Here is a 12,135-nt window from a genome sequence, read left to right as displayed (position 1 = left end):
GGCGCCCAGGGCGGCCCGCTGATGCACGTGATCGCGGCCAAGGCGGTGTGCTTCAAGGAAGCGCTGGAGCCGGGCTTCAAGGACTACCAGGCGCAGGTGATCCGCAACGCCAAGGCGATGGCCGAGGTGTTCATCGGGCGCGGCTACGACGTGGTTTCCGGTGGCACCGACAACCACCTGATGCTGATCAGCCTGGTGCGCCAGGGCCTGACCGGCAAGGAAGCCGACGCCGCCCTCGGCCGGGTCGGCATCACGGTGAACAAGAACGCCGTGCCGAACGATCCGCAGAGCCCGTTCGTCACCTCCGGCATCCGCATCGGCACCCCGGCCATCACCACCCGCGGGCTGCAGGAAGCGCAGAGCCGCGAACTGGCTGGCTGGATCTGCGACATCCTCGACCACCTCGGCGATGCCGACGTGGAGGCCAAGGTCGCCACCCAGGTCGCCGGTCTCTGCGCGGACTTCCCGGTCTATCGCTGAGCCCCCCCGAAGACGGTCGGGGAGCCCGACGCGCCCCGGCCCAACCCTCTCCGCGGGAGAGGGAGCAACAGTTCAGGAGCATCCACATGCAACGCTACTCCGGCTTCGGCCTGTTAAAGCATTCACTGAGCCATCACGAGAACTGGCAACGCATGTGGCGCACGCCCACGCCGAAGCCGGTCTACGACGTGGTCATCGTCGGCGGCGGCGGGCACGGCCTGGCCACCGCCTACTACCTGGCCAAGGAACACGGCATCAGCAACGTGGCGGTAGTCGAGAAAGGTTGGCTGGGCGGCGGCAACACCGCGCGCAACACCACCATCGTGCGCTCCAACTACCTGTGGGACGAGTCCGCGCTGCTCTACGAACACGCGATGAAGCTGTGGGAGGGCCTGTCCCAGGACCTCAACTACAACGTGATGTTCTCCCAGCGCGGGGTCTACAACCTCTGCCACACCCTCCAGGACATGCGCGACGGCGAGCGCCGGGTCAGCGCCAACCGCCTCAACGGCGTCGACGGCGAATTGTTGAACGCGCAGCAGGTGGCGGAGGAGATTCCCTACCTGGACTGCAGCAAGAACACCCGCTACCCGATCATGGGCGCGACCATCCAGCGTCGCGGCGGCGTCGCCCGCCATGACGCGGTGGCCTGGGGCTTCGCCCGCGCCGCCGATGCCCTCGGCGTGGACCTGATCCAGCAGACCGAAGTCACCGGCTTCCGCAAGCAGGACGGCGCGGTGATCGGCGTCGAGACCAACCGCGGCTTCATCGGCGCGCGCCGTGTCGGAGTGGTCACCGCCGGCAACTCCGGGCACATGGCCAGGCTCGCCGGCTTCCGCCTGCCGCTGGAGTCGCACCCGTTGCAGGCGCTGGTCTCCGAGCCACTGAAGCCGATCATCGACAGCGTGATCATGTCCAACGCCGTGCATGGCTACATCAGCCAGTCGGACAAGGGCGACCTGGTCATCGGCGCCGGCATCGACGGCTACAACGGCTACGGCCAGCGCGGCTCTTACCCGGTGATCGAGCACACCCTGCAAGCCATCGTCGAGATGTTCCCGGTGCTCTCGCGGGTACGCATGAACCGCCAATGGGGCGGCATCGTCGACACCACCCCGGACGCCTGCCCGATCATCGGCAAGACTCCGGTGCAGAACCTGTTCTTCAACTGCGGCTGGGGCACCGGCGGCTTCAAGGCCACTCCCGGCTCCGGAAACGTCTTCGCCGCCACCCTGGCCAAGGGCGAACCGCATCCGCTGGCCGCGCCCTTCTCCATCGAACGCTTCCACAGCGGTGCGCTGATCGACGAGCACGGCGCGGCAGCAGTGGCGCACTGACAAAAGCCGCCCGAAGGGCGAAATCCGCTGCCCCTCGCCCTTCAGGGAGAGGGTGCCGGTCAACCGGCAAGAACAGTTTCCGGAGGCTACAAAATGCTGAATATCTTCTGCCCCCACTGCGGCGAACTGCGTTCCGAAGAGGAATTCCACGCCAAGGGTCAGGCCCACATCCCGCGCCCGCTCGACCCGAACGCCTGCAGCGACGAGGAATGGGGCGACTACATGTTCTTCCGCGACAACCCGCGCGGCCTCCATCACGAGCTGTGGGTGCACGCCGCCGGCTGCCGCAAGTACTTCAACGTCACCCGCCATACGGTGACCTACGAGATCCTCGAGACCTACCTGATCGGCGAGCAGCCCAGCGTCGTCGCCGACGGTGAGAAGAAACCCGCCGTACAAGGGGAACCGGCATGAGCCAGATCAATCGCCTGTCCAGCGGCGGCCGCATCGACCGCAACCGCCCGCTGACCTTCAGCTTCAACGGCCAGCACTACCAGGGCTATGCCGGCGACACCCTGGCCGCCGCGCTGCTGGCCAACGGCGTCGACATCGTCGGCCGCAGCTTCAAGTACTCGCGGGCGCGCGGCATCGTCGCCGCCGGCGCCGAGGAGCCCAACGCGATCCTGCAGATCGGCTCCCGCGAAGCCACCCAGATCCCCAACGTGCGCGCCACCCAGCAGGCCCTCTACGGCGGCCTGGTGGCCACCAGCACCAACGGCTGGCCGAACGTGCAGAACGACCTGATGGGAATCTTCGGCAAGGTCGGCGGCAAGCTGATGCCGCCCGGTTTCTACTACAAGACCTTCATGTACCCGCAGTCGATGTGGATGACCTACGAGAAGTACATCCGCAAGGCCGCCGGCCTGGGCCGCGCGCCGACCGAGGTCGATCCGGACAGCTACGACTGGATGAACCACCACTGCGACGTGCTGGTGGTCGGCGCCGGCCCGGCCGGCCTGGCTGCCGCCCTCGCCGCCGCTCGCAGCGGCGCGCGGGTGATCCTCGCCGACGAGCAGGAAGAGTTCGGCGGCAGCCTGCTGGACACCCGCGAGACCCTCGACGGCAAGCCCGCCGCCGAGTGGGTCGCGGACGCCGTGGCCGAGCTGCAAGGCCTGCCGGAGGTCATCCTGCTGCCGCGCTCCACGGTCAACGGCTACCACGACCACAACTTCCTCACCATCCACGAGCGGCGCACCGACCACCTCGGCGAGGTCGCCCCGCTCGGCCAGGTCCGCCAGCGCGTGCACCGCGTACGCGCCAAGCGCGTGGTACTGGCCGCCGGCGCCCATGAGCGGCCGCTGGTCTACGGCAACAACGACCTGCCCGGCAACATGCTCGCCGGCGCGGTTTCCACCTATGTACGGCGCTACGGCGTGGCACCGGGCAAGAAACTGGTGCTGGCCACCAACAACGACTACGCCTACCGCGTCGCCCTCGACTGGCAGGAAGCCGGCCTGCAAGTGGTGGCCATCGCCGACGCTCGGGCCAATCCGCGCGGCGAGTGGGTCGAGGAAGCACGCCAACGCGGTATGCGGGTGATCACTGGCAGTTCGGTGATCGAGGCTCGCGGCGGCAAGCGGGTCAGCGGCGCCAAGGTCGCCCGGATCGACCTGCAGGCCATGCGCGCCAGCGGCGGCGAATGGCTGGACTGCGACCTGATCGCCAGCTCCGGCGGCTACAGCCCGGTCGTGCACCTGGCCTCGCACCTGGGCGGCAAGCCGGAATGGCGCGAGGAAATCCTCGCCTTCGTCCCCGGCGAAGGCCTGCAGAAGCGCATCTGCGCCGGCGCCGTGAACGGCGTGTTCGGGCTCGCCGAGGTGCTCGCCGACGGCTACCAGGCCGGGAGTCGCGCCGCCCTCGACGCCGGCTACAAGACCGCCGCCGGCAGCCTGCCGAAGGTCCAGCCGCGCCGCGAGGAAGCGTCCGTCGCGCTGTTCCAGGTGCCCCACGAGAAGCCCACGGCACGCGCACCGAAGCAGTTCGTCGATCCGCAGAACGACGTCACCGCCGCCGCCATCGAACTGGCCTGCCGCGAGGGCTTCGAGTCCATCGAGCACGTCAAGCGCTACACCGCGCTGGGCTTCGGCACCGACCAGGGCAAGCTGGGCAACATCAACGGCCTGGCGATCGCCGCGCGGGCCCAGGGCAAGAGCATCGCCGACACCGGCACCACCATGTTCCGTCCGAACTACACCCCGGTGACCTTCGGCGCCGTCGCCGGCCGCCACTGCGGGCACCTGTTCGAACCGGTGCGCTTCACCGCCCTGCACGCCTGGCACGTGAAGAACGGCGCCGAGTTCGAAGACGTCGGCCAGTGGAAGCGGCCGTGGTACTTCCCGCGCCGCGGCGAGGACATGCACGCCGCCGTGGCCCGCGAATGCCGCGCGGTGCGCGAGGCGGTCGGCCTGCTCGACGCCTCGACCCTGGGCAAGATCGACATCCAGGGCCCGGACGCGCGGGAGTTCCTCAACCGGGTCTACACCAACGCCTGGACCAAGCTCGACGTCGGCAAGGCGCGCTACGGCCTGATGTGCAAGGAAGACGGGATGGTCTTCGACGACGGCGTGACCGCTTGCCTGGCCGACAACCACTTCGTCATGACCACCACCACCGGCGGCGCCGCCCGCGTACTGGAGTGGCTGGAGCTGTACCACCAGACCGAATGGCCGGAGCTGAAGGTGTACTTCACCTCGGTCACCGACCACTACGCGACCCTCACCCTGTCCGGCCCGAACAGCCGCAAGCTGCTCGCCGAAGTCACCGACATCGACCTGGACAAGGATGCCTTCCCCTTCATGACCTGGAAGGAAGGCAAGGTCGCCGGGGTGCCGGCGCGGGTGTTCCGCATCTCCTTCACCGGCGAGCTGAGCTACGAGGTGAACGTCCAGGCCGACTACGCCATGGGCGTGCTCGAAGCGCTCGCCGAGCACGGCGCGAAGTACGGCCTGACGCCCTACGGCACCGAGACCATGCACGTCCTGCGCGCCGAGAAGGGCTTCATCATCGTCGGCCAGGACACCGATGCCTCGGTCACCCCGGACGATCTCAACATGGGCTGGGCGGTGGGCCGCAGCAAGCCGTTCTCCTGGATCGGCTGGCGCGGCATGAACCGCGCCGACTGCCTGCGCGAGGATCGCAAGCAACTGGTCGGACTCAGGCCGAGCAACCCGCAGGAGGTACTGCCCGAAGGCGCGCAACTGGTGTTCGACACCCAGCAGGCGATCCCGATGAAGATGGTCGGCCACGTCACCTCCAGCTACATGAGCGCCAGCCTCGGCCACGGCTTCGCCCTGGCGGTGGTGAAAGGCGGCCTCAAGCGCATGGGCCAGAAGGTCTACGCGCCGCTGGCGGACGGCCGCTTCATCGAGGCGGAGATCTGCTCCTCGGTGTTCTACGACCCCAAAGGGGAGCGGCAGAACGTGGATTGACCGGAGAGGGATGCGCTCCTCTCCCCGGCCCTCTTCCCGAAGGGAGAAGGCAGACAGGCTACCAGGGCGCGCGGCGCCCCAAGGTGAAAACGAATGAGCAAGGCAAACGTCTACCAGCAACGCCCCGAACCCGGCGTCCACGCCGAATCGCCGCTGCACCATGCCGAGCTGCACAAGCTCGCCGGCAAGACCGCCGCGAAGGCCGGTATCGTCCTGCGCGAGAAGAAGCTGCTCGGCCACCTGGTGCTGCGCGGCGATGCCGCCGACCCGACCTTCGCCGCCGCCGTGCACCAGGCCCTCGGCCTGGAACTGCCGGTGGCCCTGACGCTGGTCGCCAGCGGCGAGACCTCGCTGCAATGGCTGGCCCCGGACGAATGGTTGCTGATCGTCCCCGGCGGCGAGGAATACGCCGTCGAACAGCGCCTGCGCCAGGCCCTGGGCGAGGAGCTGCACTACGCGGTGGTCAACGTCAGCGGCGGGCAGACGCTGCTCGAACTGAGCGGAGCGAACGTCCGCGAACTGCTGATGAAATCCACCAGCTACGACGTGCATCCGAGCAACTTCCCGGTGGGCAAGGCGGTCGGCAGCATCTTCGCCAAGTCGCAATGCGTGATCCGCCATACCGGCGAGGACACCTGGGAGCTGGTCGTGCGCCGCAGCTTCGCCGACTACTTCTGGCTCTGGTTGCAGGACGCCAGCGCCGAATACGGCCTGCAGGTAGCGGCATGAGCAGCCTTCCCCTCTCCCCGAGAGGGGATACCGGACCCGGAGCCTCGCGATGAGCCGTACCCCCGACACCTGGATCCTCACCGCCGACAGTCCCAGCCTGCTGGGCACCGTCGACGTGGTGACGCGCTACCTCTTCGAGCAGCGCTGCTACGTCACCGAGCACCACTCGTTCGACGACCGCCTGGCGCAACGCTTCTTCATCCGCGTGGAGTTCCGCGCCGGCGACGGCTTCGACGAAGCCTCCTTCCGCGCCGGACTGGCCGAACGGGTGGCACCGTTCGGCATGCGTACCGAGCTGACCGCGCCGGGCTACCGCAGCCAGGTGGCGATCATGGTTTCCAAGGCCGACCACTGCCTGAACGACCTGCTCTACCGCCAGCGCATCGGCCAGTTGCCGATGGACGTGGTGGCGGTGATTTCCAATCACCCGGACCTGGAGCCGCTGGCGCGCTGGCACGGCATTCCCTACCACCACTTCCCGCTCGACCCGAACGACAAGCCGGCCCAGGAAGCCAGGGTCTGGCAGGTGCTCGAAGAGAGTGGCGCCGAGCTGGTGATCCTCGCTCGCTACATGCAGGTGCTGTCGCCGGAACTGTGCCGGCGCCTGGACGGCTGGGCGATCAACATCCATCACTCCCTGCTGCCCGGCTTCAAGGGCGCCAAGCCGTACCACCAGGCCTACCAGAAGGGCGTGAAGCTGGTCGGCGCCACCGCCCACTACATCAACAACGACCTCGACGAAGGGCCGATCATCGCCCAGGGCGTCGAGACGGTCGACCACGCCCACTACCCCGAGGACCTGATCGCCAAGGGCCGCGACATCGAGTGCCTGACCCTGGCGCGGGCGGTGGGCTACCACATCGAGCGGAGGGTATTCCTCAACGCCAATCGGACCGTGGTGCTGTAAGCGCGCCCTCTCTTCCCAACCCTCGCTGAAGGAAGAGGGCCAGGGAGAGGGGCGCTTCCCACGGCCTCGCGACCCGAGCAACACCGACAGCCCGCCGGCTGCCAGCATTCTCCGGCCCTGTCGCGCAACAGACGACTTTCCAGTGCAAAGCCGCGCGGCCGTGGACGCCGCGCATTTGTACCCACAACGACAAAGAGGAAACGCGTATGTCTGGCAATCGTGGTGTGGTCTATCTCGGCCCGGGCAAGGTCGAGGTGCAGAACATTCCCTATCCGAAGATGCAGGACCCGCAGGGCCGGCAGATCGACCACGGGGTGATCCTGCGGGTGGTCTCCACCAACATCTGCGGCTCCGACCAGCACATGGTGCGCGGCCGCACCACCGCGCCGGAAGGCCTGGTGCTTGGCCACGAGATCACCGGCGAGGTGGTGGAGATCGGGCGTGGCGTGGAAACCATGAAGATCGGCGACCTGGTCTCGGTACCGTTCAACGTCGCCTGCGGCCACTGCCGTACCTGCAAGGAACAGCACACCGGCGTCTGCCTGACGGTCAATCCGGCGCGTGCCGGCGGCGCCTACGGCTACGTCGACATGGGTGGCTGGGTCGGCGGCCAGGCCGAATACGTGCTGGTGCCCTACGCCGACTTCAACCTGCTGAAACTGCCCAACCGCGAAGCGGCGATGGAGAAGATCCGCGACCTGACCTGCCTTTCGGACATCCTCCCCACCGGCTACCACGGCGCGGTCACCGCCGGCGTCGGCCCGGGCAGCACGGTCTACATCGCCGGCGCCGGTCCGGTCGGCCTGGCCGCGGCGGCCTCGGCACGCCTGCTCGGCGCGGCGGTGGTGATCGTCGGCGACGTCAACCCGACCCGCCTGGCCCATGCCAAGAAACAGGGCTTCGAGATCGCCGACCTGTCCAAGGACACCCCGCTGCACGAACAGATCGCCGCTCTACTGGGCGAGCCGGAGGTCGACTGCGCGGTCGATGCGGTCGGTTTCGAGGCGCGCGGCCACGGCCATTCGGGCTCGCAGCAGGAAGCCCCGGCCACCGTGCTCAACTCGCTGATGGGCATCACCCGGGTCGCCGGCAAGATCGGCATTCCCGGCCTGTACGTCACCGAAGACCCGGGCGCGGTGGACGCGGCCGCCAAGCACGGCGCCCTGAGCATCCGCTTCGGCCTGGGCTGGGCCAAGTCGCACAGCTTCCATACCGGCCAGACCCCGGTGATGAAGTACAACCGCCAGCTGATGCAGGCGATCATGTGGGACCGGATCAAGATCGCCGACATCGTCGGGGTGGAAGTCATCACCCTCGACGATGCGCCGAAAGGCTATGGCGAGTTCGACGCCGGGGTGCCGAAGAAATTCGTCATCGACCCGCACAACCTGTTCCGCGCGGCCTGAACCACCGGCAACAACCGACGCGGCCCACGGGCCGCGTCGTCGTTGGCGCTATCCGGGGGAACTGCCGGCGATAAAATGGATCGGTGATACTGCTGCCATCCATTCGCGTCCCGGAGACCGCCATGAGCACCGATAGCCCGATCAACCGCGTCGAACAGGTACAGGTCGACGACCTGGCCTGCTGGCGCATCCACACCGCCCATGGCGAGGCGCTGATCGCCCAGCAGGGCGCGCAACTGCTCAGCTACCAGCCCCACGAACAGCCGCCGCTGGTCTGGCTCAGCGACGAGGCCGGCTACCGGCGCGGGCAGTCGGTACGCGGCGGGGTGCCGGTGTGCTGGCCGTGGTTCGGTCCGCTGGAGCGCAACCCGCAGGAAGTCCGCGGCCAGGTGGAAGATGGCCTGAAGGCGCCCGCCCACGGGCTGGTCCGGGCGGTCGACTGGGAAATCGACGACATCGCCGAGGAGGACGGCGACCTCTGCGTCAGCTTCCGCCTCGACGCCCCCGATGGCCTCCCCGGCTGGCCGCACCCGGCGGCGCTGCGCATGCTGTTCCGCTTCGGCGAGCGCCTGACCTTGCGACTCACCAGCGAGAACCTCGGCAGCAAGCCGCTGGTGCTCAGCCAGGCACTGCACACCTACTTCGCGGTCAGCGATAGCCGCGAGATCGCCATCGAGGGCCTGGAAGGCGCGCGCTACATCGAGACCCTGGAGAACTGGGAAGAACGCACTCAGCACGGCGCGGTACGGGTCAAGGGCGAACTGGACCGCATCTACCTCGGTCTCGAACGCGACCTGCTGATCAAGGACCCGCGCTGGGAACGCAGCATCCACCTGCACGCCCTCGACTCGCGCTCGGCGGTGGTCTGGAACCCCTGGGTGGACAAGTCCCGGCGTCTCTCGCAGTTCGCCGACGACGCCTGGCAGCAGATGCTCTGCATCGAGACCGGGCGGGTCTGGGACGACCTCATGGTGGTCGCCCCCGGGCGCAGCGAAAGCTTTGGCGTGCAGATCTGGAGCGAGCCGCTGAAACGACCCTGAGCGGAACGGCGAGCGGACGGGGCGGCTCGCGTCGTCCGCCATGGACCGTTGCGCAGGTGCCGGCCCTACAGGTCCGCTTCCTCCACCACCTTCACCCGCGCCTTGTCGATGGCGTAGGCGGCATCGGCCAGGTCATTGCTCACCTGCTCGATCTTCAGCGTGCCGCTGACCCACAGCGGGGTGTAGATATCGGCCAGCTTCAGCCCCTGTGGATAACGCACCAGGACGATCTGGTTCGGCGGCGGCGGCGGCACGTGGATGCAGGCGCCCGGATAGGGCACCAGGAAGAATTCGGTGACGCGGCCCTTGGCGTCGTTCTCCAGCGGCACCGGGTAGCCGCCGAGGCGGATCGCCTTGCCATCCAGGCTGGCGACGGTCTTGGCCGAATACATCACCGCCGGCATCTTTCGGTCCGACTGCTTCAGGCCACCCTTGCTGGTGAAGGTGCCGGCGGCCTCCGGGGTGTCGTGGACGATGTCGGGCATTTCTTCCAGCGCCTTGCGGTCGGCCGGCGGCATCAGTTCCAGCCAGTCGGTCTCGGGCAGTTCGGCGTGGGCCAGGGGTGAGGACAACAGGGCGAGCAGCAACAGGCGGGCGAACGGGAAGCGGCGCATGATGGCGGGAATACCGGCGAAGTGAGGAAACGCCGGCCCCCGCGGGGGCCGGCCAGAGCCATCAATTCTTCTTGATCAGGCCGTAAATGACCAGCAGTACGACGGCGCCGACCACCGCGCCGATGAAACCGGCCGCCTGGCCAGCCTGGTAGAAGCCGATCGCCTGGCCGCCGTAGGTGGCCAGCAGCGAACCGCCGATGCCGAGCAGGATGGTCATGATCCAGCCCATGCTGTCGTCACCTGGCTTCAGAAAGCGTGCAACGAGACCAACGATCAGTCCGACGATGATGGTTCCGATTAATCCCATGACAGTCCCTCCTTACGGGTGTATGCGCATGTATTGCGCCTGCCATGGGACAGTGTAGAAAAGCCTTGGGTTCAGTGCCGCCCGCCAACCCAAGGATGGGCGGACGGCAATCGCTCACGCCTCGATCAGCGCCTCGACCTCGGCGATGCGCGCCTGCAGCGTCGCCCGGTCGGCACAGCGCAGGGTGGCGTGGCCAACCTTGCGGCCGTTCTTGAAGGCCTTGCCGTAGTGATGCAGGTGGCAATCGGCGACGGCGACCACCTGATCCACCGGGGGCACCGCGCCGATGAAATTGAGCATTGCGCTCTCGCCGACCTTGGCGGTCGAGCCCAGCGGCAGGCCAGCGACGGCGCGCAGGTGGTTCTCGAACTGGCTGCACTCGGCGCCTTCGATGGTCCAGTGCCCGGAGTTGTGCACGCGCGGGGCGATCTCGTTGGCCTTCAGGCCGCCGTCCACCTCGAAGAACTCGAAGGCCAGCACGCCGACGTAGTCGAGCCGGGCCAACACGCGGCCGACGTAGTCCTCGGCCAGCGCCTGCAACGGATGCCCGCTGCTGGCCACGGAGAGCTTGAGGATGCCGCTGTCGTGGGTGTTGTGCACCAGCGGGTAGAAACGCGTCTCGCCATCGCGGGCGCGCACCGCCACCAGCGAGACTTCCCCGGTGAACGGCACGAAGCCCTCGAGGATGCACGGCACGCTGCCCAGTTCGGCGAACGCGCCCTGCACGTCGGCCGGCTGGCGCAGGACCTTCTGGCCCTTGCCGTCGTAGCCCAGGGTGCGGGTCTTGAGCACCGCCGGCAGGCCGATGGCGGCCGCGGCGGCATCGAGGTCGGCCTGGGACTGGACGTCGGCGAAGTCCGGAGTGGGAATGCCGAGGTCCTTGAACATCGACTTCTCGAACCAGCGGTCGCGGGCGATGCGCAGCGACTCGGCGTTCGGGTAGACCGGCACGAACTGGGAGAGGAAGGCCACGGTTTCCGCCGGCACGCTCTCGAACTCGAAGGTCACCAGGTCGACCTCGTCGGCCAGTTGCCGCAGGTGCTCCTGGTCGCCGTAGTCGGCGCGGATGTGCTCGCCCAGGGAGGCCGCGCAGGCGTCCGGCGCCGGGTCGAGGAAAGCGAAGTTCATGCCCAGCGGGGTTCCCGCCAGGGCCAGCATGCGGCCCAGCTGGCCGCCACCGATGACACCGATTTTCATGGTTCGAGCCTTACCTTCTCAGAGCCTGTCTCACGCATCGCGCGGGTCGGGATTGTCCAGCACGGTTTCGGTCTGGTTGGCGCGGAACTGCTTCAGCGCCTCGTGGTACTGCGGGTGCTTGGCGCCGAGGATGCTCGCCGAGAGCAGCGCCGCGTTGACCGCGCCGGCCTTGCCGATGGCCAGGGTGGCGACCGGTACGCCGGCGGGCATCTGCACGATGGAGAGCAGCGAGTCGACACCCGACAGCATCGACGACTGTACCGGCACGCCGAGTACCGGCAGGTGGGTCTTGGCCGCGCACATGCCCGGCAGGTGGGCGGCGCCGCCAGCGCCGGCGATGATCACTTCGAGGCCGCGGCCTTCGGCTTCCTCGGCGTACTGGAAGAGCAGGTCCGGGGTGCGGTGGGCGGAAACCACCTTCACTTCGTAGGGGATGCCCAGCTTGTCCAGCATGTCCGCGGTGTGACTGAGGGTGCTCCAGTCCGATTTGGAACCCATGATCACGCCAACCAGTGCGCTCATCGTCGTGCCTCTCTCAAATGCGCCGTCCGGCGCGTCAGAAACCAACAAGCCACGCTTCGTCGAGGGGCGTGGCTTGTACTGGGCCGAGCCGGCGGGCAGTGCCGGTTCGAAGGCGGCGCAGTATACCGCAAAGGCAGGCCGGGCGCGCGCCGGGGGCTACCGTCCGTC

11 protein-coding genes and 1 pseudogene are annotated in these 12,135 nt (G+C 68.0%); 8 read left to right on the top strand and 4 right to left on the bottom strand.

From position 1 onward, the window contains the following. The 8 genes and pseudogenes from glyA to ACTJJX_RS13990 form a co-directional block, all read left to right on the top strand. Positions 1-480: pseudogene (gene glyA, locus ACTJJX_RS14025) on the top strand (serine hydroxymethyltransferase); the annotation flags it as partial. Between the two features lie 86 nt (positions 481-566). Continuing rightward, positions 567-1,817, top strand: coding sequence for a sarcosine oxidase subunit beta (locus ACTJJX_RS14020; RefSeq protein ID WP_003096779.1), 1,251 nt, complete (start codon positions 567-569; stop codon positions 1,815-1,817). 93 nt (positions 1,818-1,910) lie between these two features. After that, positions 1,911-2,231, top strand: coding sequence for a sarcosine oxidase subunit delta (locus tag ACTJJX_RS14015; protein ID WP_003096781.1), 321 nt, complete (start codon positions 1,911-1,913; stop codon positions 2,229-2,231). Then, positions 2,228-5,245 carry a sarcosine oxidase subunit alpha gene (locus ACTJJX_RS14010; RefSeq protein ID WP_003142077.1) on the top strand — a complete coding sequence of 1,006 codons (3,018 nt, stop codon included), beginning with the start codon at positions 2,228-2,230 and terminating at the stop codon, positions 5,243-5,245. Before ACTJJX_RS14015 ends, ACTJJX_RS14010 begins: the two co-directional genes overlap by 4 nt. Positions 5,246-5,338: 93 nt before the next feature. Next, a complete protein-coding gene (locus tag ACTJJX_RS14005; RefSeq protein ID WP_012614698.1) occupies positions 5,339-5,974 on the top strand; it encodes a sarcosine oxidase subunit gamma in 636 nt (211 codons plus the stop codon). A gap of 49 nt (positions 5,975-6,023) precedes the next feature. Then, positions 6,024-6,881: a formyltetrahydrofolate deformylase gene (locus ACTJJX_RS14000; protein ID WP_003096786.1), complete on the top strand. Its 858-nt coding sequence runs from the start codon at positions 6,024-6,026 to the stop codon at positions 6,879-6,881. 206 nt (positions 6,882-7,087) lie between these two features. Then, positions 7,088-8,287 carry a formaldehyde dehydrogenase, glutathione-independent gene (fdhA, locus tag ACTJJX_RS13995; RefSeq protein ID WP_003096788.1) on the top strand — a complete coding sequence of 400 codons (1,200 nt, stop codon included), beginning with the start codon at positions 7,088-7,090 and terminating at the stop codon, positions 8,285-8,287. Positions 8,288-8,370: 83 nt separating this feature from the next. Next, on the top strand, positions 8,371-9,327 hold the full coding sequence (locus tag ACTJJX_RS13990; RefSeq protein WP_016852274.1) for a D-hexose-6-phosphate mutarotase: 957 nt from the start codon (positions 8,371-8,373) through the stop codon (positions 9,325-9,327). A gap of 65 nt (positions 9,328-9,392) precedes the next feature. Here ACTJJX_RS13990 and ACTJJX_RS13985 read toward each other — a convergent pair whose 3' ends face one another. From ACTJJX_RS13985 to purE, 4 genes are all read right to left on the bottom strand, one after another. Beyond that, on the bottom strand, positions 9,393-9,941 hold the full coding sequence (locus ACTJJX_RS13985) for a DUF3299 domain-containing protein (RefSeq protein ID WP_016852275.1): 549 nt from the start codon (positions 9,939-9,941) through the stop codon (positions 9,393-9,395). Between the two features lie 61 nt (positions 9,942-10,002). Beyond that, positions 10,003-10,248: a GlsB/YeaQ/YmgE family stress response membrane protein gene (locus ACTJJX_RS13980; RefSeq protein WP_003096795.1), complete on the bottom strand. Its 246-nt coding sequence runs from the start codon at positions 10,246-10,248 to the stop codon at positions 10,003-10,005. A gap of 114 nt (positions 10,249-10,362) precedes the next feature. Further along, on the bottom strand, positions 10,363-11,445 hold the full coding sequence (locus ACTJJX_RS13975) for a 5-(carboxyamino)imidazole ribonucleotide synthase (protein ID WP_003142082.1): 1,083 nt from the start codon (positions 11,443-11,445) through the stop codon (positions 10,363-10,365). 30 nt (positions 11,446-11,475) lie between these two features. Continuing rightward, positions 11,476-11,967 (bottom strand): 5-(carboxyamino)imidazole ribonucleotide mutase, encoded by a 492-nt coding sequence (gene purE, locus ACTJJX_RS13970; RefSeq protein WP_003106314.1) that lies wholly within the window; start codon positions 11,965-11,967, stop codon positions 11,476-11,478. Between the last annotated feature and the right edge of the window lie 168 nt (positions 11,968-12,135).

This window comes from Pseudomonas sp. 22490 (genome assembly GCF_052044465.1).
Lineage (GTDB): Bacteria > Pseudomonadota > Gammaproteobacteria > Pseudomonadales > Pseudomonadaceae > Pseudomonas > Pseudomonas aeruginosa.
This window is presented reverse-complemented; position numbering and strand designations above follow the sequence as displayed.